The 26,767-nt window shown below is 75.1% G+C and carries 12 protein-coding genes; all 12 read right to left on the reverse strand.

The window, feature by feature from the left end; genetic code table 11:
* Positions 1–126: 126 nt before the first annotated feature.
* Positions 127–2,868: an AAA family ATPase gene (locus ACZ7OU_RS36715; RefSeq protein ID WP_470258764.1), complete on the reverse strand. Its 2,742-nt coding sequence runs from the start codon at positions 2,866–2,868 to the stop codon at positions 127–129.
* Positions 2,862–5,648 (reverse strand): AAA family ATPase, encoded by a 2,787-nt coding sequence (locus tag ACZ7OU_RS36720; RefSeq protein ID WP_470258765.1) that lies wholly within the window; start codon positions 5,646–5,648, stop codon positions 2,862–2,864. The genes ACZ7OU_RS36715 and ACZ7OU_RS36720 overlap by 7 nt, the downstream gene beginning before the upstream one ends.
* A gap of 511 nt (positions 5,649–6,159) precedes the next feature.
* Positions 6,160–9,117 carry a helix-turn-helix transcriptional regulator gene (locus tag ACZ7OU_RS36725; protein WP_470258766.1) on the reverse strand — a complete coding sequence of 986 codons (2,958 nt, stop codon included), beginning with the start codon at positions 9,115–9,117 and terminating at the stop codon, positions 6,160–6,162.
* A 337-nt stretch (positions 9,118–9,454) separates the two neighbouring features.
* Positions 9,455–10,174, reverse strand: a complete 720-nt coding sequence (locus ACZ7OU_RS36730; protein ID WP_470258767.1) for a DsbA family protein — start codon at positions 10,172–10,174, stop codon at positions 9,455–9,457.
* 18 nt (positions 10,175–10,192) lie between these two features.
* Positions 10,193–10,945, reverse strand: coding sequence for a 3-oxoacyl-[acyl-carrier-protein] reductase (gene fabG, locus ACZ7OU_RS36735; RefSeq protein WP_470242932.1), 753 nt, complete (start codon positions 10,943–10,945; stop codon positions 10,193–10,195).
* Positions 10,942–11,430, reverse strand: a complete 489-nt coding sequence (locus ACZ7OU_RS36740; protein ID WP_470258768.1) for a 3-hydroxyacyl-ACP dehydratase FabZ family protein — start codon at positions 11,428–11,430, stop codon at positions 10,942–10,944. The genes fabG and ACZ7OU_RS36740 overlap by 4 nt, the downstream gene beginning before the upstream one ends.
* Complete coding sequence (locus ACZ7OU_RS36745; protein ID WP_470242934.1) at positions 11,427–11,825, reverse strand: 3-hydroxyacyl-ACP dehydratase FabZ family protein; 399 nt, start codon at positions 11,823–11,825, stop codon at positions 11,427–11,429. Before ACZ7OU_RS36745 ends, ACZ7OU_RS36740 begins: the two co-directional genes overlap by 4 nt.
* Positions 11,822–12,877 (reverse strand): beta-ketoacyl synthase N-terminal-like domain-containing protein, encoded by a 1,056-nt coding sequence (locus ACZ7OU_RS36750; RefSeq protein ID WP_470258769.1) that lies wholly within the window; start codon positions 12,875–12,877, stop codon positions 11,822–11,824. The genes ACZ7OU_RS36745 and ACZ7OU_RS36750 overlap by 4 nt, the downstream gene beginning before the upstream one ends.
* A 15-nt stretch (positions 12,878–12,892) precedes the next feature.
* Positions 12,893–14,131, reverse strand: a complete 1,239-nt coding sequence (locus tag ACZ7OU_RS36755; RefSeq protein ID WP_470258770.1) for a beta-ketoacyl-[acyl-carrier-protein] synthase family protein — start codon at positions 14,129–14,131, stop codon at positions 12,893–12,895.
* Positions 14,128–14,382 carry a phosphopantetheine-binding protein gene (locus tag ACZ7OU_RS36760; RefSeq protein WP_155547004.1) on the reverse strand — a complete coding sequence of 85 codons (255 nt, stop codon included), beginning with the start codon at positions 14,380–14,382 and terminating at the stop codon, positions 14,128–14,130. The genes ACZ7OU_RS36755 and ACZ7OU_RS36760 overlap by 4 nt, the downstream gene beginning before the upstream one ends.
* A 42-nt stretch (positions 14,383–14,424) precedes the next feature.
* Positions 14,425–14,634 carry an MbtH family protein gene (locus ACZ7OU_RS36765; RefSeq protein WP_470242937.1) on the reverse strand — a complete coding sequence of 70 codons (210 nt, stop codon included), beginning with the start codon at positions 14,632–14,634 and terminating at the stop codon, positions 14,425–14,427.
* Positions 14,631–26,762: an amino acid adenylation domain-containing protein gene (locus ACZ7OU_RS36770; protein ID WP_470258771.1), complete on the reverse strand. Its 12,132-nt coding sequence runs from the start codon at positions 26,760–26,762 to the stop codon at positions 14,631–14,633. The genes ACZ7OU_RS36765 and ACZ7OU_RS36770 overlap by 4 nt, the downstream gene beginning before the upstream one ends.
* Positions 26,763–26,767 lie beyond the last annotated feature (5 nt).

Below are 26,767 nucleotides of genomic sequence, written 5' to 3' on the forward strand. Positions count from 1 at the left end.
GGAAACTTGCGCAGAGTTGGGACCGCAAACTCTTTGGCTCGCAGAGGGTCCATTTTTCCCCGCCCCGGGGGGGTGGGGGGGGAAAAAGGGTGTCACCCCCTTTTTCCCCCCCCACGACACCCCCAGTCATCCCGCGCGCGGGTCCGCCAAGTCGTGGTGGCCGGCGACCGGCGCCGTGCCCGTCACCAGCTCCGCCCGGCCCTTGATGCGCAGCTTCCGGTACGCACTGGTCAAATGCTTCTCGACCGCTCTCGTCGTGACGCCCAGCTCCTCGGCGATGTCGCGGTTGCGGCCGCCGCGGGCGACGAGCTCCACGATCCGCTGCTCGGTCGTCGTCAACGCCGGGTCGACCGGGAAGGCCCGGCCGGCCGGGTGTTCGCCGGGCGCCGGGTCGGGCAGGTCGCACAGCACGCGCAACCGGCGACCGCGGCGCAGGTGGTCCTCCGCGTCGGGAACGCCGGGCCGCCGGCCGAGGGCGATCAGGGACTTCGCCAGCTCCAGCCGGTCCCCCGACGTCGCCAGGGCCGCCACCGACTCGTGCAGCAGCCGGATTCCCGGTGCGCCGGCGGCCAGCGCCGCCCGGGCCCGCAACGCCCGCCCGAGCGCCGCCGGGGCGCCCCAGCGCTGCGCGCACTCGTACTCCTGCTCCACCAGTTCGGCCGCGGCCGCGCGCCGGCCGGCCCGGCTGTGCAGGGTCGCGGCCAGCAGGCGCCACGGGTACCACGCCACGTTGGTCCGGCCGGCCCGGCTGACCTGACGGCCGAAGTCCTCGACGTACTCGATCGCGGTGGGCAGGTCCCCGGTGGTCACCGCCACCGCGCCGTGGACCATCGACAGCTCCCACGGCGCGAGCCGCGCGTCGCCGGCGGCCTGCCGGGCCCGGACCGCGAGCTCGTCGTCGCGCAGCTCGATCGCCAAGCGCGCCAGCAGGACCACGCAGTCGGTGACCACCGCGGACCAGTCCGGCGCGGCGTGCCCGAGCGCTTCGAGCGCGCGGTCCCTGGCCCGCACCGGAGCGCCGGTCGCGGCCCACAGCTTCGCCTGGTTCGTCCACGCCTGCAGCGCCGCCAGCCCCGGCTCGCCCTGGCCGGGCTCCGCGGCCGCCAGCAACCACGACTCCAGGCCCTCGGTGGCGTCGGCCGCCACCAGCACCGCGGTCACCAGCGGCAGCACCGTGAACATCTGGGCCGGACCGCCGGGTTCGCGGCCCAGCACCCGGTGGGCGAGGTCGGCGGCCACCCGCCGCGGCACCGTCTCGGCCTGCGTCGCCGCGTGCAAGAGTGCGACGACCAGCTCGCGCTGCCCCGGACCGGCCGGTGCCGGGTCCGGGCCGAGCCGGCGCAGCCGGTCCGCCGCCGCCGTGAACGTGCTCGAGTTGTCCTGGCCGTGCAGCCAGAGCCGGGCTTCCAGCCGCGCCCGCAGGTCCTCCTCGCCGCCGTTCGCGGCCAGTTCGACGAGGGTGCCGCGCAGCAGCTCGGTTTCCTCGCGGCTGCGCGCGGTCGCGAGGGCGGGCACCCGGCAGAGCAGGTCCGCCCGCTCGGCCGGGGTCCGCAGCAGGGGAAGCGCTTGCTGGAGGTGCCTGGTCGTGGCGCCGGGGTCGCGCCCGCGTTCGGCCGCGACGAGGTCGGCGAGCAGCACACCCCGTTCGGACGTCGTGTAGAGCAAGGCGTGCCGCAGGTACTGGGCCGCCTGCTCGGCCTCACCCCGGTCCGCCGCGGCCGCGGCCGCGCCCCGCAGCACCTCGGTGCCCCACGGCGCCGGTTCGGCCGTCGTCGCGAGCAGTTCCCGGGCGATCCGCTCCAGCGGCGCGCCGTCGGTGTAGAGCACTTCGGCCGCGCGCAGGCGCAACTCGTCCTGTTCGGACACGGTCATGGTGCCCGCGACGGCTTCGGCGATCCGGGCACCGGCGAACCGGAGCCCGTCGCCGGCCAGCAAACCCAGGCGCCGCAACGCTCCCGCGGCCTCGTCGAGGTCCGCCGGGTCGAGCCCGCTGAGCCGCCCGAGCGCACCGGCGTCGCCGGCCTCGCCGAACGACGTCAGCGCCCGCGCCAGCTCCGCCACCCGGGTCGGCTGGGCGCGCAGGCAGCGGGCGATGTGGTGGGACGGGCCGGTCGGCCGCAGCGCCAGCACCTCGGCGAGCTGCCCGTCGGCCGGGCCGAGGTCTTCGGCGAGCATCGCGTCGGCGAGGGCGCCGAGGAACATCGGGCTGCCCCCGGTGATTTCCCGGCACGAGACGGCGAGCTGCTCGTCGGCCGGCTCTCCGCAGTGGCGGCTCAGGAACGCCCGCGTCCCCGCCGGCGACAGCGGCCCGGGCTGCAGGACGACCGCCGCCGCGCGCACCAGGTCGCCGACCACCGGGCGGTCGGCACCGGCGTCGCCGTCGAGCACGGTGGCCACGACGACCAGCGGCATCGCCCGGAGCCGGTTGACGAGGTGGGCCAGCCAGCCCAGCGACTCGGCGTCGGACCACTGCAGGTCGTCCACGAGCAGCACCACCGGCCGCTCCGCCGCGACTTCGGCGACCAGCACCCACAGCCGGTGCAGCAGGGCGTGCCGGCCCATCGCGAGCGCCGCCGCCTCGGGCGGGTCGACCAGGCTCAGCTCCGCGGGCAGGTCCCGGCCCTCGGCCACCAGCGGCTCCAGCAGCTGCCGGGCCACCCCGTGCGGGAACCGGCGCTCGGTGGGGGCGGCGGACGCGCGCAGCACGCGCATCCCCTTCCCCGCCGCGAGCCCGGCCACGGCGTGCAGGAGCGCCGAGCGGCCGCAGCCGAGCCGCCCGCCGACCACCGCCAGCGAACCGGCTCCCCCGGCGCCGGCGTCCAGGAGGTCGGCCAGCACCGCCAGCTCGGCGTCGCGCTCGATCAGCATGGCGTCCCGAACTCCCCGTCCTCCAACGCGAACAACGCCCGCAGCTCGGCACGCCCGGTGATGCCGAAGTGCCGGTAGATGCGGGTGAGCCGCACCTCGACGGCCCGCTTGCCGACCGTCAGGCGCCGGGCGATCTCCGCGTTCGGCAGCCCTTGCACCACCATGTCCACGACCCGCGCCGAGGTCTCCGACAGGGCTTGGCGCTTGCGGTCCGCGCGCTGGGCCGAGCCGGCGGGGCGGGGCTGCGCGGCCAGCCGGGCCGTCAGGTCGAGCACCCGCGCGGACTGGCCGTCGAGCCGGTAGGCCTTCGCCAGGCGCCCGGCCTCGTGCAGCAGGCCGGACACCCCGGCCGGCTGACCGGCGTCCAGCTGCGCCTCGGCGAGCCGGAGCACCGCGGTGACGTACCAGATCCGTTCCGGCGAGTCCCGCAGCGCGTCGACCGCGCGGGTGAGCCGGAACGACGCGCTCCCCGTCGGCAGGGCGATGCCGGCGAACAGGTGGGTCAGTCCGGTGGCGGTCCGGGTTCCCCACGCCCTGGCCAGTTCCCATTCGGCCGTCACGAGTTCTTCCGCGGCTTCCGGGTGGCCGAGGTCGCGCTGGGCGACGCCGGCGAGCGAGCGCCAGGGCAGCAGCGCCGGGTTGACCCAGCCGCGGCTGAGCAGGATCCGGCCGCACTCCTGGAAGTGGTGCAGCGCGGCCCGCGGGCGCTGCCCGGTCCAGTCGAGCAGGCCGCGGGCGAACAGCAGCTGCGTGTCCAGGTGGTGGCGGCCCCGGCGCGCCGCCGTCCCCCGCGCCGGGGTCGCGGCCACCCGTTCCGCCGCGTCCCGGTCACCGCGGGCCAGCCCGAGCAGGATCTGCAGGCCCAGCAGCGCCCGGGCCATCGGCGGCGGCCACCGGGTGAGCGGGTAGCCCTCGACCGCGGCTTCGGCGTCGGCTTCGGCGGCCGCGACCCGTCCTCGCCGCAGGCTGAGCCGGCCGCGGCTGAGCAAAACCAGCGCGGCCGCGGCCCGCGAGCCCCGGCGGCGCGCGTCGGCGAGCACGCCGTCGAGGGCTTCCGCCGCTTCCAAGGGATCGTCGGTGGCCATGAGCGTCCACGCGGCGGCGATCCGCGGCGCGTAGAGACGGGTGCCGCCGCGGCCCGGGGTGAGCGCGACCCTGGCCAGCTTCCGCGCGCGTCGCGGGTCCGTGCCCCGGGTCGCGGTGAGCCAGGCGGCGACGCCCGCGCGGTCCGGGTCGAGGCGGTCCTCGGCGTAGGCCGCCGCCGGGATGCCGAGCGCGGGCACCCCGTCCGGCGAGTCGGTGGCGAGCCAGTGGAGCGCCGCCAGCGAGCCGCGGTCGGGCGCCGAGGCCCCGGGGGCGAGCCCGGCGAGCAGGCCGGCCGCCCGTTCCGGGGCGCAGCGCGTGACGAGCAGGTCCGCCGCGGCCAGCCGTTCGCACAGCAGCCGGTCGGTGGTCGCCGTCAGTGCCGCGCGGGCGAGCCGCACCTCCCCGGTGTGCGGGGCCGCCCCGTCGGCGGCGGCCAGCTCCAGCGTGAGCTGCGCGCGGGTGGTGTCGGCGAGGGGTTCGCGCAGCGCGCGGCGGTAGTACGGGGCCGCTTCGCCGGCCTGGCCGGCGGCGTTCCTCGCCGCGGTGAGGAGCGCGTCGAGCGCCCACCGCGTCCCGGCCGGCCCGGCGCCGAGCAGCAGCCGGGCGACGTCCTCCTCCGGCAGGGCGCACCGGTGCGCCAGCTCCGCGGCGGCGCCGTACAGCTCGGCCCGCTCCGCGCGGGTCATCCCGGCCAGGACCCAGGTCGCGATCCCGGGGTCGGCGGACCGGCCGCGTCCCGGCACGAGCCCGATGCCGACGAGCACCCGCCACGCCCGCGCGGGCGAGAGCGTCTGACGGCCGGCGAGCGGCCCGAGCTGTTCCGGCGACAGCACGTGCCCCGCGACGACGAAGGCCCGCAGCAGCCGGCGCAGGTCGTCGGGCAGCCGGCCGAGCAGCCCGAGCATCTGGTCACGGCGCGCGTCGGCGGCCAGCCGCTCCGGACGTGCGCCGGGCTCGGGATCGGTCCGGCAGTGGTCGAGCACCACGCGGACCAGGGCGGGGTTGCCCCCGGTGGCGGCGTGCAGCTCGGTGACGAAGTCGTCGCCGCCGGGCCCGGCCCCGTGCGCGCGGACGACCTCGGCGACCCCGGACCGGCTCAGCGGCCGCAGCCGGACGACGTGGGTCGCGTGCCAGTTGAGCCCGGACAGCTGCCACGGTTCGGCGGTTTCCTGGTCGAAGAAGGGAAGGACGACGCCGGCCCCGGTGATGACGACCAGCAGCGGCACCTGCCACAGCCGCCGCAGCAGGGCGCCGAGCCAGGCTTTGGAGCTGTCGTCCATCAGGTGGGCGTCGTCGAGCAGGAGCAGCACGGGCCGCCGCCGCGCGGCCTCGACGAAGGGATGCCACAGTTCGGGCGACCCGGGATCCCCGGGGGCACCCCCGGCGAGCAGCTCACCCAGAGCGCGCGCCACGGCCCGATCGGGCAGCGCGGAGGCCAGCTGCGAGACGACCCCGAACCGCAGCGCGGATTCGGTCAGCGAGCCCCGGGCACTGAGCACTTGAACGGGCCGGTCCTGCCCCCGCGCGGCGAGGAGGGAGAGCAGGCTGGTGCGGCCGGTCCCGGGCAGCCCGGTGACGACGGCGATGCCGGACTTGCCGTGTTCGAGATCGGTGAGGAGGCCGGTGAGCAGCGCGGTTTCGCCGACCCGCTCGGCGAGCAGCTCGGCCCCGGGAACCCCGGTGAGCACGGTCATCCCGCACACCGGCCCGTCGAAGTCCGATGTGGACGGACGGCGGCGGGTTGCGACTGCGGCGCGGGGTGCGCGGGGCCGGCGGCGGTGGTGACAGCCGGTCGCGCGGCAGAAACGCTTGCGCCGCAAGCCATCGCACGATCCGCAAGACGGACGCCGCGAGCAGGCCGGTTCAGCCTGGCACCACCTCCGCAGCCGACCAAGCGACCCGCGGCCGGCGCGCCCCACTCGAAACCGCCGCAAGCGATCGCGCGAACCGCAAGGCGGGCACCGCGAGCAGACCGGTTCGGCCCGGCACCACCTCCGCAGCCGACCAAGCGACCCGCCCCCGGCGCACCCCACTCGAAACCGCCGCAAGCGATCACGCGAACCGCAAGGCCGGCGCCGCGAGCAGACCGGTTCAGCCCGGCACCACCTCCGCAGCCGACCAAGCGGCCCGCGCCCGGCCCGGCCCCCGGCGCACCCCACTCGAAACCGGCAAGACCCGCGCCGCCGAACCCTCTTCCGCCGCCCGTCACCTCGGGTCCCTCCGAGACAGCGATGCGGCCAAATCCGCTCGCCCCCCGACGTTCAGCTTCTTGTACACGCTCGTCAAGTGCATCTCCACCGTGCGCACCGTCACGAACAGTGCCTCCGCTATCGCGCGGTTGCCGTCGCCGGCGGCGGCCAGCTCCGCCACTCGGCGCTCGCTACCCGTCAAGGTGTCGAGGGCCGAGCCTCCCTGAGGGCCCGGGCGGCCCCCGGCGGCGAGGAGGGCCGTCCGCGCCGCGTCGAGGAGGAGGCGGTCGCCCGTTCGGGTGCAGCCGTCCGCCGCTCGGCGCAAGTGCTCTCTCGCGCCCTTGCGGTCGTCGCGGGCCAGCAAGGCCCGGCCCAGCAAGTACTCCGCTCGCTGGTGCTCCCGGAGACCCGGCCCGCCCTCCAGGGTCCGGACCGCCTCGGTGAGCAGCTCGACGCCCTCCGCGCCGGCGGTCGTCACCCCCGCCGCGAGGAGGCCCATGCCCACCGCGCGGGGCGTGCCCCAGCGGGCGGCCAGCTCGCGGCCGTGCTCGGCCAGCTCCCGGCCCTCCGACAGACGACCCGACTCGGCCAGCAGGCACGCGCCGTCCAGCCACCACGGGACGAACACCGGGTTCGCCATCCCCGCACCCGCCAGGCTTTCGCCGCACGTGCGCAAGTACTCCAAGGCACCGGACGGGTCGCCGAGCGCCGCCCGCGCCTGTGCCCGCGCCATGAGGTACCAGTGGTACTCCAGTGCGAACCGGTCGAGCCGGGGACGGGTGATGCCGTCGAGCAGCTCCTCCGCGCGGGCCGCGTCGCCGCGCGGGGCCAGCACCGTCGCCAGTGCGATCCGCGGCATCGTCGTCGTCTCGCCCCAGGATTCCTGCTGGGCCAGGTCGAAGCTGACCTGCGCGTCCGCGCCGGCCTCCGTCAGGTCGCCCGCCCAGTGCCAGAACATCGCCCGCGTGCACTGGGCGAGGCAGTACGTCCACGCGTCGCCCGCGCCGCTCGCGTGCTCGATCAACCGGCCCAGCGCGTCCTGCGCCGGCTTCAGCTCGTCGGCCAGCTGGAGCGCGAGACCCGCACCCAGCGCCGCCCAGCCGCCCAGCCCGGCCGGGTCGACGCGCAACGCCCGGGTCGCCTCCGCGGCCGCCGTCGCCGCCGAATCGCCTTCCAGCGCCCGCGCCGCCGCGCGCATCCCCAGCAGCTGGCACTCGGCCGGGTCGTCGCCCGCCGGCGTGGGCTGCTCGCGGACGCGGGCCAGCGCGGCGGGCACCGTGCCCACCTGGTCCAGACCGGTGATCAGCGCCATCGACTCGACGAGCGTGCGCAGCCCGGCGTCGGCGACGGACCGCGGTTCGCCCAGCCGGGTGTCCAGCTCGGCCGCCACGTCGCGCAGCACGGTCACCGCCTCCGGCGCCCGCTGGACGGCCAACGCGACCATGCCGAGCCGGACGGCGATCCGCGCCCGCTCCCGCACGTCCACCGCCAGCCCGCGCGCTCGCTGCAGCAGGTCGAACGCCGCGACCGGTTCCGCCGGCGCCAGCGCGGCCGCCAGCTCCAGCAGCAGGCCGACGTCGGCGGGGTCTGCGACATCCGGGACTTCGCCCCGGGCCGGGGGCTCCCGAAAGCCCCCGTCTGAGACATCCGGAGCTTCGCCCCGGGCCGGGGCCTCGGCCCCCCGGAGCTCCCGAAAGCCCGCGCAGGCCAGCGCCCGCTTCAGGTACCGCGCCGCGGTGCCGGGCGCGCCGCGGCCGGTGGCGCTCTTCGCCGCCTCCCGCATGATGCCGGCCATCCACCCCTCGTCCAGCTCCGGCAGCAGGAGCAGGTGCCCCGCCACCTCCTCGGCCGGCCGGCCCGCGTCGCTGAGCAGCCGGGCGGCCCGCCGGCGCCACTGGGCCGGCTCGCCGGCGCCCCCGGCGTCGAGGATCGCGGCCCGGACCAGCTCGTGCACGAACTCGCGGGTGCCGTCGAGCAGGATTTCGTGTGCCTGCAACGTCTCCAGGGCCGCCGACACGACGGTGCCGGGTACTTCCGCCAGCTTCGCGAGCAAGTCCGGCTCGTCGTCCCCGAGCACCGCGACGGCCATCGCGACGGCGCGGGTGGACGCCGAGAGCCGGTCCAGCGTCGACGTCGCCAGGACGGCGCGGCCCGAGCCGGCGAGCGAGGACAGCGAGACCGGCTCGTCGCCGGCCCGCGCCCGGGTCAGCTCGCCGAGCATCCGGCGCAGCAGCAAGGGATTCCCGCCGGTCTCGGCGAGGCACGTACGGGCGAACAGGCCGTCCCGCGTGGCCAGCGGTTCCGGGATCAGCTCGGCCACCGCGGCGAGCGGCAGCGGGCCGAGGTCGAGGGTCCGCGTGTCGTGCGCACCCGCGATCTCGGCGAGCGTCCCATCGGCCGGGATCGCTTCCCCGCTCCGCTGCGCCAGCACGACGAGCAGCGGGAGGTCCTGGGCGCGGCGCACCAGGTACTCCAGCCAGCGGAGCGAACTTTCGTCGCACCACTGCACGTCGTCCACGACGAGGAGCAGCGGCCCCGGGGTCGCGAGCGACGCGGCCAGCCAGTACAGCCCGTGCTGCACGGCGTAGGAGCTCACGGCGGGCGGTTCCGCGACCGCGTCCGTGGTCAGCGCGTGCCGGGCGAACCGGGCACTCCCCTGCAGCAGCGACTCGCCCGATTCGCCGGTCAATCCCAAGGGGGCGAACAGCTCCCGGACGACGCCGTAGGCGGTGTTCGCATCCTTCCGCGCGGCCGAGGCCGTCAGGATCCGGCCCGGCTCCGGCAGGTCGGCCGCCGCGTCGTGGAGGGCCGCGGCGAGCAGGCTGGTCTTGCCGATCCCCGCCGGGCCGCGCACGAGCAGTGCGTGGCCGTGGCCGTCCCCGGCCTGCCGCCGGCTCGCGGTGAAGCGGTCGAGTTCTCGCCGACGCCCCACCAGCCTGGCCGGCGGCGGGGAGAACGGGGTCCGGGAAGCCAAGTGCCACCTACCGTTTCCGCTGGGCAGGCGCCCACCCCGGGGCGAACGAAGACCGCTCCACTGGGTGCGCCCGCTGCGACAGTCCGTGATCGAAGTCCAAGAAATCACAAGGCCGTCAGGCGGACAAGGGCCAACACGGGCGAATCAGGGGAAGCCGGGTAACCGCGGGCAAGAACCCTGTCCCGGACGGGCAGGAAATGTATTTGAAATTCTTTCGCCTTTCACTTTCCGGTCACCTGACCGGAAATCCTCCCCTACTCGCGCGTAATCCACTGAACGGGGCACGCGGCCTTTGTCCGTTTGTCAACTTTCGATTGGCTCGTGCGTCAACTTTCGGCTAACCGCAGCCGCCCGCGTGTCCACCGTCCGAGACGGCCTTGGCCAGCTCGGGGAATTCCCGCCGCTCATCCGAGCCCGATTCCGCGGGTGCGGTGGCGGTGCGGGCCCGCCAGGCTTCGAGGAACCGGCCGAGCCGGTCGGTGCCCCAGAACTTCTCCCGGCCCAGCACGAACATCGGGACGCCGAAGACGCCTTCGTCGGCCACCCGTTCGAGGACGTCGATCCCCCGTTCGCGCAACCCTTCGTCGTCCACCGCCCCGGCGTAGCGGGCCGGGTCGAGCCCGAGCCCCGCCGCGACCGCGCCGATCACCGCGGGGTCGGAGATGTCCTCCCCGCGCTCCCAGCGCGCCGCGCAGACGCGGTCGAGGAACGGGCGGCCCATGCCCTCGTCGGTCGCCGCGAGGTAGGCCAGGTGCGCGACCTCCCACACCGGCGCCCGGTCGACCGGCCAGATCATCGGCAGGCCCCGCTCCTTCGCGAGCCGCCGGGTGTCCTGGAGGATGTAGAAGTTCTTCGCCCGCGACATCGGCACCACCGGCAGCTCGACGCCGCGTTCGGCGAGCATCCGCTCCGAGAGCGGGTCCGGTTCCCAGACCGGGATCCATTCCGCGGCGTGCAGCACCGCCGGCTCGGTTTCCAGCAGCTCCCGGTAACAGAACCACGAATACGGGCTCCGCAGGGAGAAGTACCACCGCGGTTGCGCGTTCCTGCGCGCCATGAACGGACTCCTTCGCACTCAGACGGTGATTCCGCCGTCGATCTGGAAAACGGAACCGGTGACGTAGGCCGCGCGCGGCGAGGCGAGGAAGGAAACCAGATCGGCCACCTCGTCCGCCGTGCCGAACCGCCGCAGCGGAATTGCCTTCAGCATCTTCTCGCGCGCGGACTCCGTCATCACGCGCGTCATCTCGGTGTCGATGATCCCCGGTGCGACGGCATTCGCCCGGACGCCGTACCGGCCGACCTCCTTGGCCAGTGCCTTGGTGAACCCGATGATCCCGGCCTTGCTGGCCGAATAGTTCGTCTGCGTCGCGTTCCCGTAGACCCCGGAAACCGACGACAGGTTCACGACGCAGCCCGCGCGCCGTTTCATCATCGCGAAGACCGCCGGGCGGCAGACGTGGTAGACGCCGTCGAGGTTGGTGTGGACGACGTCGTTCCACTGCTCGTCGGACATCAGGGCGAGGGGCTGGTCGCGGGTGATCCCGGCCGAGGTGACCACGACCCCGACCGGGCCCAGCTCCCCTTCGACGCGGTCCACCCAGTCCCGCACCTCGGCCGCATTACCGACGTCGACGCGCACCCCCAGGGCGCGCACGCCGGACTCCCCGGCCAGCTTCTCCACCTCGGTCGCCGCCCGCTCGTCGGAGCGGTAGCAGAACCCGACGTCCCAGCCGTCCTCGGCCAGCCGCCGGACCACGGCCGCGCCGATCCCGCGCGACCCGCCGCTGACCAGGGCCACCCGCGGCGCGTCTCTCTCCTCGCTCATCCCTCTCCCGTCCCGTTTTCCTCGATCGTGTCCAGGTCCGCCTCGGGCCGGAACGCCAGCGTCATGCGCTCCACGCTGAGCACCCGGCGCCCGCCGGCCGTGCTCTCCCCGGCGACGATCGCGCTGTCGTCGAACACGCGGACCACGTGCAGCCGGTGCTCCAGCAGGTCGCCCGGGAAGACCTTGCCGTGGAACCGGACCCCGGAGACCGCGCCGATCAGCGTCACCCGCCCGGCGCCGGAAGCGCCGCCGGTGACACCGAGCACCCCGGCCGACTGCGCGAAGGACTCGACGAGCAGCACGTCCGGGTAGGCGAGCTGCTCCTCGGCCACGTTCTCGCCGAGCGTCGCGTACCACGGCTCGTTCGCCGTCACCGCCTTGACGGTGACCGCCCGGACGCCCGGTTCCAGCTCCACCACCCGGTCCACGAGCAGGATCGGGTACCGGTGCGGCAGCAGCTCCCGCACCCCCGCGCCGCCGATCACGCCGGGTCCTCCGCGTAGTGCAGCCGGACGCTCGCCGCCCGGCCGCGCGCGGTGCCGATCTTGGCCGAGACCCGCCAGCCGCCGTCCTCGCGCCGCCAGTCCAGGGCCAGCTCGAGCACGTCGCCCGGGACCACCGCCGAGACGAACCGGGCGGAGCCCAGCTCGGCCAGCCGCAGCTCCCCGGTGCCGGGCGGCCGGGCCGCGACCGCGCCGCGGTGCACGCACTCGACCAGGCAGACGCCCGGGAACAGCGGCAGTCCCGGGTAGTGGCCCGCGAAGACCGGTTCGATCTCGCGGACGCCGAAGCGGGCTTTCGAGTGCCAGCCGCCGTCCGCCCGGACGCCGGCCTCCAGCACCTCCACCGCGCCCCGGACCGGGCTCGCCGTCCCGGTCAACGCTCGTCCCCCGCCAGCCGGAAGACGCCGCACGCCACGGACCCGTCGGCGTCGGCCGACGTCACCACGGCGACCCGCGCGCCCGTCTCGGCCTCACCGAGCGCGGCCACCACCCCGAAGCACGCCGACGCGGCGCCGGTGTCCCCGATCAGGGCCCCGACGTCGAGCCGGTGGTCCGCGCCGAACACCTCGTCGAGGACCTCGTTCTCCTGCGCGCCGGTCCGCCCGCCCGCCCCGGAGGGCACGACGACGTCCACCGCCGCCGGGGCGACGCCGGCCTCGACCAGCGCCGCGACCACGCAGTCGCGCAACGCCGCGCGCAGGTCGTCGGCCGTGAAGACCCGCGAGGTGATCGCGAGAGCCTGCGGCCGGCCTGCGACCGCGGTCTCGGCTCGTTCGAGCAGCATCATGCAGGCGCCCTCGCCGAGCGGCCGGGGTGCCGGCCCGTCCTCGCGGCTGTGGAAGTCGAGCCATGCCCGGTCGGCGGAGTACTCCTCGGCCCCGCCCACCAGCACCGTGTCGGCTCGCCCGCGGGCGAGCAGCCGGGTCGCGTAGCGGAACGCCGAGAGGCCCGAAACCCGGCCGCTGGCCAGCGTGACGTTGGGCCCGTTCAGCCCGTACCAGATCGCGCAGCGGCCGGCGGCGCAGTTCATCACCGTGTTGGGCATCCGGGCCGGGTCGACGTGGTAGGGCTTGTCGCCGAGCAGCGACGACCGCGTGAAGTCCATCATGCTCTGGGTGCTCCCGCTGGTGGCGAGCACCAGCCCCGTGCCGCCGGGCGCGGCCCCGGCGTCGAAGACCTGCCCCACCGCGGTGACCGCCAGCGCCGTCACCCGGTCCATCGCGCGGGTTCCCTTGCGGCCCAGCACCTCCCGGATGTCGAAGTCCGGGACGGCGTGGCCGCTTTCGCCGGGCACCCCGCCTTCGGCCCGCGCGGTGTTCCGGGCGGGCTCGCCGGTGCGCAGCCCGTCCAGGAAATGCTTGTGGTCGATCCCGAAGGGCGATACCGCGGACCACGCGGTGATCACCGCGCCGGTCGCCGTTGCGCTCATCTGCTCACTCCCTCACTAGGCTGCGCGGCCGGACCCGGCCAGTGCCGGGTAGCGGCCGAGGACGACGCTCGCGTTGTTACCGCCGAACGCCATCCCGTTGTTCTGCACGACGTCGATCTCGGCGTCGACGGCGTGGTTGGGGACGCAGTCGACCGCGCACTCCGGGTCGGTCTCGACGTGGTTGATGGTCGGGAACACGAAGCCCTCGCGGATCGCGAGCGCGCCGGCGATCGCGGCGAGCGCGCTGGCCGCCCCCATGGTGTGGCCGAGCATGGACTTCAGCGAGACCGTGCGCGGGGCGTCGGCACCGAAGACGTCGTGGATGGCCCCGCATTCGGTGACGTCGTTGGCCTTCGTGCCCGTCCCGTGCGCGGAGACGAGGTCGACCTGGGCCGGGTCGAGCCCGGCGTCGTCGAGGGCCAGCCGCATGCACTGCGCGACGCCGTCCTGGTTGGGCGCCACCTGGTGGTAGGCGTCGCAGTTCAGGCCGTACCCGAGCACCTCGGCGTGGATCCGGGCGTCGCGGGCGAGCGCGGAGTCCAGCGTCTCCAGCAGGAGCACCCCGGCCCCCTCGCCGGTGAGGATGCCCTTGCGGCCGATGTCGAACGGGCGGCAGTTGTCCGGCGCGATCGTGCCCAGCCGGTAGAACCCGGCGAAGGTCTTGCGGCAGATGGCGTCCGCGCCGCCGCACAGCGCGAACTCGGCCTCGCCCGCCTTGACCGCGTCGAAGCCGTAGCCGAGCGCGTAGTTGCCCGCCGAGCACGCCGTGGCGATGGTGGTCGCCTCGACGTCGCCGAGCTCCAGCTCCCGGGCGATCGCCGTCGAGAGCCGGCTCGGCGGCACCCGCCGGACCTGCCGCGGCGTCAGCGACTCCGGCCCGCCGGCGATCCCCGCCGCGGCGAGCTCGTCGAGCTCGTTCGACTCGCCGTCGGTGGTGCCGACCGCGACCATCCCGCGCCGGGACCGGAGGTCCTCGGGCGTCAGGCCGGCGTCGTCCAGGGCCATCCGGGCCGCGGCCACCGCGAACCGGGTGGCCCGGCCCAGCGACTCGACCGGCATGTTCCGGATCCAGTCGCCGGGCTCGAACCCGCGCACCTCGCAGCCGCGGGAGTGCTCGAACCCGGTGGTGTCGAAGCCGGTGATGTCCCGGGCGCCGCTGCGCCCGGCCCGCAGGCCGGCCGCGAACTCGGTGGCGCCGAGGCCGATGCTCGACAGCGCGCCGAGCCCGGTGAGCACCACCCGGTGGCCGGTCACCAGCCCGCGCTCTCTGCGACCACTTCGTGCACGGCGGTCAGGTTCACCATCCGCGGCAGCTCGGCCTGCTCGATGGTCACCTTGAACTCCTTCTCGAGCAGCGCGAGGATCTCGATCGCGAGCAGCGAGTCGGCGCCGTGGTCGTCGATGAAGAGGCTGGTCGGGGTCATCTCGTCCTCGTCGATCTCCAGGACGTCGCAGACGATCTCCTTGATCCGAGCGGTGCGCGTGGAGGTTTCGGTACTGGTCATCTTCGTTCTTCCTTCGGTTCGGGGTTGCCGGGGTCGCGGGGGCTATTCGGCGTGCTCGGCGGCGAGGCTGCGCGGGCGCAGGTCCCGCCAGTTCTCCTCGACGTAGGTCAGGCAGGCGGCGCGGGTCTCGGGGCCGTGCACGCGGTCCCACCCGTCGGGCAGGTCGGCGAAGACGGGCCAAAGTGCGTGCTGGTCTTCGGCGTTGACGACCACGTGGAAGGTGCCCGTCTCGTCGTCGAAGGGGTTGGTCACCGATCGCTCCTTTCGTTCGCGAGGTACTGTTCGATCGCCTCGCCGATCCGCCGCAGCGGCTCGGCTCCGGTCATGGCGTCGTGCCCGGCCGGCAGTTCGGTCACGGCGATCGCACCGTCCACATGGGACGTCCAGGCCGCGGCCGTGCGGTTGTCCGGGTCGGCGGCCGCGGCGAAGTGCAGCAGCGTGCCGCGGAAGGTGCGGGGCACGAACTCCGCCTGCAGCTTCAGGTTGTTGCGCCAGGCGGCGAAGCACCGCTTCAGCTGCTCCGCGGTCAGCTCGCCCAGGGGGTTGGCTTCGCGGGCGAACAGCTCGCGCAGGCCGGCGAAGTCGGGGCCGCGCACGGGTTCCTCGTCGCCGCGGTAGCCGAAGAACCGCAGCACGATCGCCGCCAGCTCCTCCTCGTCCGGCAGCGCGTCGTCGCTGCCCGGGGCGCTGTCGAGGCTCACCAGAAGGGCTACCCGCTCGCCGTCGTCCTGCAGCCGGCAGGCGATCTCGTGCGCGACGACACCGCCGAACGACCAGCCCAGCAGGTGGTAGGGCCCGTGCGGCTGGACCCGGCGGATCTCCGCCAGGTAGTCCGCCGCCATCGCTGCGACGTCGGCGGGCAGCACGGCGTCGTCGACGATCCCGCGGGCCTGCAGGCCGTGCAGCGGCCGGTCGGCCAGGTGCGCGGCGAGCCCGTGGTAGGACCAGCTGACGCAGCCCGCCGGGTGGACGCAGAACAGCGGCTCCCGGGTGCCTTCTCGGCGCAGCGGCAGCAGGACGTCGAACGACGTCCCCCCGGCGGCGCTCTCGATCCGCCGGGCCAGCCGCGCGGGCGTCGGGTGGTCGAACAAGTCCCGAATGCCGAGCCCGCCGGCCACCCGGTCCCGGACCCGGCTCAGCAGCCGGGTCGCCAGCAGCGAATGGCCGCCGAGGGCGAAGAAGTCGTCGTGCAGGCCGACCGCGGGTACGCCGAGCACGTCGGCGAACGCCGCGCACAGCAGGTCTTCGGCCGGGGTCCGCAGCCGGTCGTGGCCCGCCGTGGCCTGGACGGCCGGTGCGGGCAGGGCCGACCGGTCGAGCTTCCCGTTGGCGGTCAAGGGGAAGCGCTCCAGCACGACCACCGCGGCCGGGACCATGTAGTCCGGCAGCGTCCGGCCCAGCCGGGCCCGCACCTCCGCCGGTTCGACCCCTTCGCCGACGACGTAGGCCGCGAGCCGCCGGTCGCCCGGGACGTCCTCGCGGACGAGCACCGTGGCGCGGCCGATGCCCGGCACGGCCAGGAGCGCGGTTTCGATCTCGCCGAGCTCGATCCGGAACCCGCGCAGCTTCACCTGGTGGTCGGTCCGGCCGACGTAGTCGAGCTGCCCGTCGGCACCCCACCGCACGAGGTCGCCGGTGCGGTACATCCGCGTGCCCGGCGCGCCGAACGGGTCGGCGACGAACCGCTGCGCGGTGAGGCCCGGGCGGTTCAGGTAGCCCCGCGCCAGGCCGGCGCCGGCGATGTACAGCTCGCCGGCGACGCCGTCCGGCACCGGCCGCAGCGCGGCGTCGAGCACGTAGACCCGGGTGTTGGCCAGCGGCACGCCGATGGTCGGCGCGCCGGGCCGGCCGGGCATGGCGGTCAGGTCCGCCGCGGTCGACCAGATCGTCGTCTCGGTGGGGCCGTAGACGTTGGTGACGCCGCCGGTGACCTCGCCGAGCCGGTCGGCCAGCGCGCGGCTGACCGCCTCGCCGCCGATCAGCGCCCGCAGGCCGCCCAAGGTCTCGGGCGCCGTGTCGGCCAGCTCCTGCCACAGCGTCGGCGTGGCCTGCATGATCGTCGCTCCACTGTGGACGATCAGGTCGCCGAGCACCGCCGGGTCGCGCACCTCGTCGCGGGCCGCGACCACCAGCCGTGCCCCGGCGAGCAGGGGCACCAGGATCTCCAGGTTGGCGATGTCGAACCCGGGCGTGGTGACCGCCAGGAAGCGGTCGTCCGGGGTGATCCGGGTGCGGGACACCATGTCGTCCAGCAGGTTCGCCAGCGCGCCGAGGGGGACGACGACGCCCTTGGGGCGGCCGGTCGAACCCGAGGTGTACAGGATGTACGCGGCGTTGTCCGGCCGGGTGACGGCGCCGTCCGGCGGAGTGGGGTGGAACTCCGCCAGGACGGCGTCGTCGAGCACCACCCGCGGTGCGGTGCCCGTCTCGGTGCCCGGGGTGGTGACGACCACCGCCGGAGCCGCGTCGTCGAGCATGAAGGCGACCCGCTCGGCCGGGTACCCGGGGTCGATCGGCAGGTACGCGGCCCCGGTCCGCAGCACCGCGAGCAGCGCGACGACCAGGTCCGCCGAGCGCGGCAGGACCAGCGCGACCACGGACTCCGGCCCGGCGCCGTGCCGGATCAGCAGGTGGGCCAGCCGGTTCGCCCTGGCGTCCAGCTCGCGGTAGGTCAGCTCGGTGTCGCCGGCGACCAGCGCGACCGTGTCCCAGGCCCGCTGGGCGGTCTGCCGCAGCCGGTCGGACAGGGCCGTCGCGGCCGGGTCCCGCTCGGTGTCGTTGCGGGCCACGAGGATCCGCTCGCGCTCACCGGCGCCGAGGACGTCGATCGCGCCCAGCCGCTTCGCCGGGCCGGTGGCCATCGCCCGCAGCACGGTGCCCAGGCGCTCCGCCATCCGCGTCACGGTCGCGGCTTCGAACAGCTCGGTGCGGTACTCGACGAAGCCGCCGAACCCGCCGTCGTGCTCGGTGAACTCGAACGACAGGTCGTATCGCGCGGTCCCGGTGCCCTCGGGCAGCACCTCGGCGTCCACTTCGGACAGTTCGAGGCTCGCCCCGGCGTTGTTGTGCAGCACCAGCAGCACGCCGAACAGCGGCGTCCGCGCCTGCGAGCGGGCCGGGTTGAGCACGTCCACCAGCCGCTCGAACGGCAGGTCCTGGTGGGCGTGGGCGGCCAGGTCGGTCGCACGGATCCGGGCGAGCAGCTCGGCGACGGTCGGGTCGCCCGACAGGTCGGTGCGCAGGACGAGGGTGTTGAGGAAGACGCCGACCAGCTCGTCCAGCGCGTCGTCGGTGCGCCCGGCGACCGGGGTGCCCAGCGGGATGTCCTCCCCCGCGCCCAGCTTCGCCAGCAGCGTGGCGAGCCCGGCCTGCAGCACCATGAACACGCTGACCCCGGCGTCGGCGGCGAGCCGTTCGAGGCCGGCCCGCAGCTCGCGGTCCAGCTCGAAGTAGACGCGGTCGCCGCGCCCGTCGGCCACGGCGGGCCGGGGGTGGTCGGTGGGCAGCTCGAGCTGGTCGGGAATCCCGGCCAGTGCGGTGCGCCAGTGCGCCAGCTGCCGCGTGGCGAGGCTGTCCGGGTCGTCCTCGGTGCCGAGCAGATCCCGTTGCCACAGGGCGAAGTCCGCGTACTGCACGGGCAGCGGCGCCCACTCCGGCGCCCGCCCGGCCCGCCTCGCGGCGTAGGCGTGGGAGAGGTCGCGGGTCAGCGGCCCGAACGACCAGCCGTCGGCGGCGATGTGGTGCACGACGACGACCAGCACGTGGTCCCGCTCGCCGGTGCTGAGCAGGGTGGCCCGCAGCGGCGGCTCCACCGCGAGGTCGAAGCCCCGCCGGGTGGCGGCGCGCACGGCGTCGGCCAGTTCCCCATCGGTGACGTCGGCGGCGGTGAACAACCCCGTGACCTCGATGATCCGCTGGTACGGGACCCCGTCGTGCTCGGGGAAGACCGTCCGCAGGCTCTCGTGCCGCGCGACGACGTCGTCGAAGGCGGCCGCGAGGGCACCGGTGTCGACCGGGCCGGTGAGCTTCACCGCGACGGACAGCGTGTAGGCCGCGCTCTGCTCCTCGAACCGGCTGAGGAACCACAGCCGCTGCTGCGCGAACGACAGCGGGAGCACGCCGGGGCGCGGCCGGGCCACCAGCGCGGCCCGGGTCCGCGCCCGGTCCAGCCGGCCGGCGAGCCCGGCGACCGTCGGGTGGTCGAAGAGGTCCTGGACGGACACCTCGGCGTCCAGCTCGGTCCGGATCCGGCTGGCCAGCCGGGTGGCCAGCAGCGAATGCCCGCCGTGGGCGAAGAAGTCGTCCGTCACGCCGACTTCCCGGCGCAGGACCTCGACGAAGAGGGCCTGCAGCCGCCGTTCGCGCTCGGTTTCCGGGGCGCGGCCGGGTTCCGCCGCGCCGGTGCTCGGCGGCACCAGCGCCTTGCGGTCGACCTTGCCGTTCGGGGTCAGCGGCAGCGTCTCCAGCCGGACGTAGGCGCCCGGCACCATGTAGCCGGGCACGGCGCGGGCGAGCCGGACGCGCAGCTCGTCGTCGGGGAGCGCGCTGTGGAGCACGACGTAGGCGGCCAGCTCGTCGCCGTGGGGCTGCACGACCACGTCGCGGACCTCGGGCTGGGCCCGCAGCGCGGCCTCGATCTCGCCGAGCTCGATGCGGTTGCCGCGGATCTTGACCTGGTCGTCGCGGCGGTGCAGGAACTCCAGCCGGTCGTCGGCACGCAGCACGACGAGGTCGCCGGTGCGGTACATCCGCTCCCCCGCGACCGGCCGGAACGGGTCCGGCACGAACGTCGCGGCGGTGCGGCCGGGGTCGGCCAGGTAGCCGCGGCCGACGCCGGTCCCGCCGACGTACAGCTCGCCCGGCACGCCGGCCGGGACCGGCCGCAGGTGGTCGTCGAGGACGTAGAGCGCGGTGTTGCGCAGCGGCGAGCCGATCGGCGTCCGCATCCCGGCGGGCGCTGTGGTCAGCACGGCGTGCGTGACGTCGTCCGAGCACTCCGTCGGCCCGTAGGCGTTGACCAGCGGGACGTCCGGGAACCGGGCGAGCCAGCGTTCGCAGGACCGCGGCGGCAGCGCCTCCCCGGTCACGACGAGCAGGCGCAGCGCGGGCAGGGCCGGCGCGCCACCCTCGATCTCCCAGGCATCGAGGGTGGCGGCCAGCAGGGACGGCACGATCTCCAGGACGGTGACGCCGTGCCCGGCCACCGTCGCGAACAGGGCGCGGGGGTCCCGCGCGGACTCACGGCCGGTCACCTGGACGCGTCCGCCGGCGACGAGCGGCGCCAGCATCTGCCAGACCGAGATGTCGAAGGTGACGGGCGCGTTGTGCACGACGACGTCCCGCTCGCCGAGCCCGAGGTCCTCGACTTTCGCGAGCAGGTGGTTGGCCATGCCGCGGCGCGCCACCATGGCGCCCTTGGGCCGGCCGGTCGACCCGGACGTGTACAGCACGTACGCCAGGTCCAGCTCCTCGCCGGACAGCGGCGGCGCGTCCTCGGCGGTCGCACCGTCGAGGGCCAGGACGGGGACGCCGCCCGCCAGTTCGGCGGCGAGCGTCCCGTGAGCGGGGTCGGCCAGGAGGACGACCGGAGCGCTTTCGTTCAGGAGACCGGCGTTCCGGACGACCGGCGCGGCGGCGTCCAGCGGCAGGTAGGCACAGCCGGCGCCGAGGACCCCCAGCACCGCGGCGACGTAACCGGCGCCCGGTTCGGCCAGCAGCGCGACCAGCGAGCCGGTCGCGGCTCCGGCGTCACGCAGCCGGGTGGTCACCGCGTTCGCGCGGCGGACGAGATCCGCGTACGTCGTCTCGCCGTGCTCATCACCGACCGCGATCCGTTCCGGGCAGCGCCCGGCGAACTCGCGCACCCGGGCCACGACGTCGGTCCAGTCGAGCGGGCGCGCGGTGTCGTTCCACTCGACCAGCAGCCGGTGTTCCTCCGCGGGGCTGAGCACCCCGAGCCGGCTGAGCGGCAGCTCCGGCCCGGCGAGCGCCTGGTCGAGGAACCGCGCCAGCCCGGCGGCCAGCCGTTCGACCGTCTCGCGGTCGAACAGGTCGGTGCTGTACTTGATCAGCGAGACGACGCCGGCGCACGCGTTCTCGCCGGTCCGCTCTTCGGCGAACTCGAAGTGCAGGTCCAGGTCCGCGGTGCCGGTCGGGACCAGCTCGCCGCCCAGCGTCAGGCCGGGCAGCTCCACGCGCGGGGTTTCGTTGCTGTGCAACGTGATCGCGACCTGGAACAGCGGGTGCCGGGCCCGCACGCGCGGCGGGTTGAGGACCTCGACGAGCCGTTCGAACGGGACGTCCTGGTTGCCGTACCCGGCGAGGTCGGTCTCCCGGACCCGGCCCAGCAGCTCCCGGAACGCCGGGTCGCCGGCCAGGTCGACGCGCAGCACGAGCGTGTTGACGAAGAACCCGGCCAGGTCGGCCAGCGCGGCGTCGGTGCGGCCCGCGACCAGGGTGCCGAGCGGGATGTCGTCGCCGGCGCCGTACTTGCCGAGCACCGCGGCGACGGCGGCCTGCAGCACCATGAACACCGTCGAGCCCGTCTCGGCGGCCAGCCGGTCGAGCCGGGCGTGCAGGTCCGCGTCGAGGGTGAAGGGGACGATGTCCCCGTGGTAGGTCGAGGTGGCCGGGCGCTGCCGGTCGACCGGCAGCGGCAGCTCGCCGGGCAGGCCGTCGAGCGCTTCGCTCCAGTACGCGAGCTGGCGCGCCTGCAGGCTTTTGGGGTCGCCGGCGTCGCCCAGCAGGTCACGCTGCCACAGCGCGTAGTCCGCGTACTGCACCGGCAGCGGCGCCCAGTCCGGGGCGACGCCGTCGAGACGGCGGGCGTAGGCCCGCGCGAGGTCGCGTGCCAGCGGGGCGGCGGACCACCCGTCGCCGGCGATGTGGTGCAGCACCAGCAGGAGCACGTGCTCGTCCGGGCCGACGGCGAACAGCGTCGGCCGCAGCGGCACGTCCCGCGTCACGTCGAACGCGGTGCGCGCGGCCTCGCGCAGCACCCCGTCGAGCTCGTCCGGGGTGGTCGTGACGACCGGGAGCTCCGGTTCCGCCTCGGCCGCGGCGAGCACGAGCTGCACGCCTTCGCCGTCCACCTGCGGGTAGACCGTGCGCAGCACCTCGTGCCGGTCGACGAGGTCCCGCAGCGCCGTCCGCATCGCGCCGACGTCGAGGGTTCCGCTCAGCCGCAAGGCGATCGGGATGTTGTAGGTGGCGCCCGGTCCCTCGAACTGGTTGAGGAACCACAGCCGCTGCTGCGAGAACGACAGCGGCACCCGGCCGGGACGCGGGCCCGCGGTCAGCTCGGGGCGGGTGCCCGTGCCGCCGAGGCGTGTCGCGAGCCGGGCCGGCGTCTGGTTCTCGAAGACCTCGCGGATGGTCAGCCCGGCGTGCAGGACGGCCTCGATCCGGCCGACCAGCTTGGTGACGAGCAGCGAATGCCCGCCGCACTCGAAGAAGTTGTCGTCGATGCCGACGCTCTCGCGGCCGAGCACCTCGGCGAACAGCCGGCACAGCGTCTCTTCGCCCGGGGTGCGCGGCTCCTGGGAGCGCGGGCCGACGACCTCGGGTTCGGGCGTCGCCGGCTGGGCCGGTTCGAGCACTTCCGGCTCGCCGTAGCGGCTCCAGCGGCCGCGGCGGCCGGTCGAGACCATCCGCGTGCCGGCCCTGCCGAACGGGCTGGGCACCAGGGTCGTGGCGAGCGGGCCGGTGCCGGTGGTCGTCAGCGGCCGGCTCGACGCGACATACCACCACCCGGGGACGCCGGGCGGGACGAGGCGCAGGTGCTCGTCCAGCAGGTAGACGCGCGGTCGTGCGGGTGCGGCGACCGGCAGGCCGGCCAGCAGCTCCGGCACCCCGGCCGCGCGCTTGCTCCAGTCCCCGAGCAGCGTCTCGCGCTCCCCCGCCGCGAGCAGGTCCACAGTGGACAGCGGCCGGCCGGGATCGGCGACGGCCGAGGCGAGCACGGCCAGGAAGCGCTCGCCGAGCAGGCGGACGGTGTCTTCGAAGAAGAGGTCGGTGCTGTACTCCAGGCCGAGGGTCATCCCGGCCGGGGCGCCGCCGGCGAAGTCCTCGACGAAGTCGAACGACAGGTCGAACTTCGCGGTGCCGTTGGTGGCCAGCGCGAAGTCCCCGTTCAGCCCGTCCATCGCGACTTCGGGCCGCTCGTTGTTCTGGAAGGTGAGGATGACCTCGAACATCGTCTTCGCACCGCCGGACCGCGCCGGGCGGATGGTCTCCATCAGCCGCTCGAACGGCACGTCCTGGTGCGCGTAGGCGGCGAGGTCGGTTTCGCGGACCCGGGCGAGCAGGGCGCGGAAGCTCGGGTCGCCGGACAGGTCGGTCCGCAGGAGCACGGTGTTGAGGAACAGCCCGACCAGCGGGTCGAGCACCGGCTCGGTGCGCCCGGCGACCGGGCTGACGAGCGCGATGTCCGTGCTGCCGCCGATCCGGGACAGCAGCGTCGCCAGCGCGGCCTGCACCACCATGAACGGCGTCGCGCCGCACGCCCTGGCCAGCTCGGTGAGACCCGCGTGCAGCCCGGCGCCGATCGGGAAGTGGAGCGTGTCGCCCTGCGGCGTCCGGTTCTCCGGCCGGGGCCGGTCGAGCGGGAGGTTGAGGTCGGTGCTCAGCCCGACGAGCTCGGCCCGCCAGTACTCGATCTGCTCGTTCGCGAGGCTGCCCGGGTCGTCGTCGGCGCCGAGCAGCTCCTCCTGCCAGACCGTGTAGTCGGCGTACTGGACTTCCAGCGGCGTCCAGTCCGGGGCCCGCCCGCGCGTCCGGGCGTTGTAGGCGGCGCTCAGGTCGCGGGCCAGCGGGGCGGCCGACCAGCCGTCGGCGGCGATGTGGTGCACCACGACCAGCAGGACGTGCTCCCGCTCGCCCAGCTCGAACAGCGTGGGGCACACCGGGATCTCGGTGGCGAGGTCGAAGACGTGCGCACCCGCGTCGGCCAGGTCTTCGGCGAGGTCGTCCTCGGTGGTCTCGACGACGTCCAGCCGCGGCCGGGCGGCCTCGGGGGCGAGCACCAGCTGACGCGGTTCGCCACCGTCGTCGGGGAAGACCGTGCGCAGGGTCTCGTGCCGGGCGATGAGGTCCCAGACGGCCTGCTCGAGGGCGTCGCGGTCCAGCTCGCCGGACAGCCGCGTCACCGCGGGGACGTTGTAGGTGCCGCTCGGACCCTCCAGCCGGTCGAGGAACCACAACCGTTGCTGGGCTGGCGAAAGCGGGATGCGCGCCGGCCGCTCCGCGCGCGTCAGCGGGGGCCGGGGCCGGAGCGGGCCGTCGAGCAGCGCGGCCAGGTCGGCGGCCTTCGGGGCGCCGAACAGGTCCTTGAGCGAGAGCTCGATCCCGGTGGCGCGGCGCAGCTGCCCGATCAGCCGCGTGCCGAGCAGGGAGTGCCCGCCGAGGTCGAAGAAGTTGTCGTCGACGCCGACCCGCGCGACGTCGAGGACGTCGGCGAACGCCGTGGTGACGAGCTCCTCGTTCGCCGTGCGCGGGGCGCGGACGTCGGCGCCGGTGTCCACGCGGGGCTCCGGCAGGGCCTTGAGGTCGACCTTGCCGTTCGGGGTGAGCGGCAGTGCCGGCAGCGCTTCGAACACCGACGGCACCAGGTGCCCCGGCAGCCGCTCGGCCGTCGCGGCCCGCCACCGCTCGGGGTCGCCGTCGCCGACGACGTAGCCGACGAGCCGCTTCTGCCCGGCCGGGTCGGTGCCCACGACCACGACGGCGTCGGTGACGCCGGGCAGCGCGCGCAGCGCGACCTCGACCTCGCCGATCTCGATGCGGTGCCCGCGGATCTTGACCTGGCGGTCGCGGCGCCGGAGGAACTCCAGCTGCCCGTCTTCCCGGTGGCGCACGAGGTCGCCGGTGCGGTACATCCGCGCGCCCGAGCCGGGCTGGAACGGGTCGGGCAGGAACGTCGTGGCGGTGCGGCCGGGGTCGGCCAGGTAACCGCGGCCGACGCCGTGCCCGGCGACGTACAGCTCGCCGGGAACGCCGGGCGGGACCGGGCGCAGGCCGTCGCCGAGCACGTAGAGCCGGGTGTTGCGGACGGCGTGCCCGATCGGCACCAGCGGCCCGTCTAGCGGGCTGCCGGAGGTGAGCACCGCGTGCGTGACGTCGTCGGCGCACTCGGTCGGCCCGTAGGCGTTGACCATCGGGATCCCGCCGAACCGGGCGAACCACCGGCGGCACAGGTCCGGGGGCAGCGGCTCGCCGGTCACGACCAGCTCGCGCAGCTCCGGCAGGGCCGGCACCGCGGCGCCGTCGTCCCAGGAGTCGAGGGCGGCCCGCAGCAGTGAGGGCACGACTTCGAGGATCGTGACGCTCTCGCGGGCGGTGAGGCCGAACAGCGCGGCCGGGTCGCCGGCGACCTCCCGGCCGACCACGCGCACGCGGCCGCCGAGCACCACGGCGCAGACCATCTGCCAGATCGAGATGTCGAACGACAGCGGCGCGTTCTGCACCACGACGTCCTCGCCGTGCAGGTCCAGGTCGTCGATCTTCGCCTGGAGGTGGTTGACCAGCCCGCCGTGGGTGACCATCGCGCCCTTGGGCGTGCCGGTGGAGCCGGAGGTGAACAGGACATACGCGAGGTCGTCGGCCGCGGTCGGCACCGCCGCGTCGAGCAGCCGGCCGGCGACGGCGCCTTCGGGCACGAGCGGGTCCACGCCGAGCGCGACGGCGGCGTCCCGGTACTCGGGCGCCGCGATCACCGCCGTGGCGCCACTTTCGGTGATCAGCTGCGCCGTGCGGGCGGCCGGGGCGCGCGTGTCCAGGGGGACGTAGGCACCGCCCGCCGCCCAGACCCCGAGCATCGCCGCGATGAACCCGGCGCCGGGCCCGTCGAGGATGCCGACGCGGTCGCCCTTCGCCAGCCCGCGCTCCCCCAGCTGTCCGGCGATGGCGGCCGCGCGGCCGCACAGGTCGGCGTAGGTGGTCTCACCGGCGTCGTCGACCACCGCGACCGCGTCGGGCCGGGCGGCGGCGATCGCGTCGACCCGCTCGACGACGCCGGTGAATTCCGGGGCGCCGCTGGTGCCGGTCCACCGGGCCAGCAGCTCGCGCTCGACGGGGTCGAGCACGTCGATCCCGCCCAGCGGCCGGTCGGCCGGCCAGTCCCCCAGGTCGCGCAGGTAGCCGAGGAACCGGTGGGCCAGCCGGTCGAGGTCGGCTTCGGTGTACAGCAGCGGGTTGCCGTCGAAGAGGACGCCGAGCTCGCCGTCTTCGGTGTCGTAGACGGTGATGGAGAGGTCGTCGTTCGGCGCGGTGGACAGGTTGTGCGTGCGGCCCGGGCACGGGCCGAACCGCAGCTGCTCCACGAAGGACGCGACGTTCAGCTCCGGCCCGAACGGCCGGGTGTCGGTCGGTGGCAGGCCGATCAGCCCGCGCACCTCGCGGCCGCGGTGGCGCTGGTGCTTCAGCGTCCGGCGGACCTCCTTGCCGACGTGGCCGAGCAGCTCGCCGCGGGTCATCGCCGGGCGGATGGACAGGGGCAGCGGCAGCACGTTGGCGCGCATGCCGGGGATCGCGCGGGTCGCGTCGGTGGTGCGGGCGGTCACCGGCAGCGAGAGGACGACCTCCGGGCCGCCGGTCAGCCGCTGCAGGTACGCGCCCATCGCGGCGATCACGAACGTCGGCCACGCCGCCCGGTCCTCCCACGCCAGCGCGCGCAGGGCCGCGGCGGCGGTGGCGTCGAGGGTCGCGCCACGCCGGAGGAAGCCGTCGGCGGGCACCACCGGACGGCTCGACACGGTCGTCAGCTCCGGGGTCTCCGGGAACCGGCCGGCCCAGAACTCACGGTCGCGCTCGGCTTGCTTGGAGTCCAGATAGGACTGTTCGTCGTCGAGGAGCACCGACAGCGGCTCGAACGCGCCTTCGGCCGGGTCGCCGCCGTCCACGAGCGCGGTGTAGATCACGGCGACGCGCCGGGCGAACACCGCCTCGCTGAAGCCGTCCCACAGGACGTGGTGCGCCCGCGTGTAGAAGTAGTGCTTTTCGGCATCCAGCCGGAGCAGAGCCATCTCGTACAACGCCGCGGCGGGATCCGCCGGGTCCACCGCGCGGCGCACGTCGGCCCGCATCCACTCCAGCGCGTCCCGCTCCGCGGCGAAGCCGAGCACCGTCAGCGGCGACCCGGTCAGCGGCTCGACGACCTGGCGCACGGTGTCGCCCTCGGCCTCGAACCGCACCCGCAGGCACTCCGCCTCGGTCACCGCGCGGCGCACCGCGTCGGCGAAGACGTCCTCGCGCAGCGGGCCGTCGATCTCGTAGTACTCCGCGATGTTCCAGATCGGGTTGCCCGGGTCGAGCTGCTGGGCGTACCAGACTTCGAGCTGCGCGGCCGACAGCGGCAGGGCGGCCCCGGATGGATTCTGCGACATGCTGA

The sequence above is a fragment of the Amycolatopsis sp. NPDC114505 genome, assembly GCF_055633615.1.

Bases quoted from the DNA above. Each gene is read 5' to 3' on its own strand.
- ACZ7OU_RS36760 (WP_155547004.1), bottom strand. From the start codon at position 14,382: ATGACCAGTACCGAAACCTCCACGCGCACCGCTCGGATCAAGGAGATC.
- ACZ7OU_RS36750 (WP_470258769.1), bottom strand. From the start codon at position 12,877: ATGAGCGCAACGGCGACCGGCGCGGTGATCACCGCGTGGTCCGCGGTA.
- ACZ7OU_RS36720 (WP_470258765.1), bottom strand. From the start codon at position 5,648: ATGACCGTGCTCACCGGGGTTCCCGGGGCCGAGCTGCTCGCCGAGCGG.
- ACZ7OU_RS36730 (WP_470258767.1), bottom strand. From the start codon at position 10,174: ATGGCGCGCAGGAACGCGCAACCGCGGTGGTACTTCTCCCTGCGGAGC.
- fabG (WP_470242932.1), bottom strand. From the start codon at position 10,945: ATGAGCGAGGAGAGAGACGCGCCGCGGGTGGCCCTGGTCAGCGGCGGG.
- ACZ7OU_RS36715 (WP_470258764.1), bottom strand. From the start codon at position 2,868: ATGCTGATCGAGCGCGACGCCGAGCTGGCGGTGCTGGCCGACCTCCTG.
- ACZ7OU_RS36770 (WP_470258771.1), bottom strand. From the start codon at position 26,762: ATGTCGCAGAATCCATCCGGGGCCGCCCTGCCGCTGTCGGCCGCGCAG.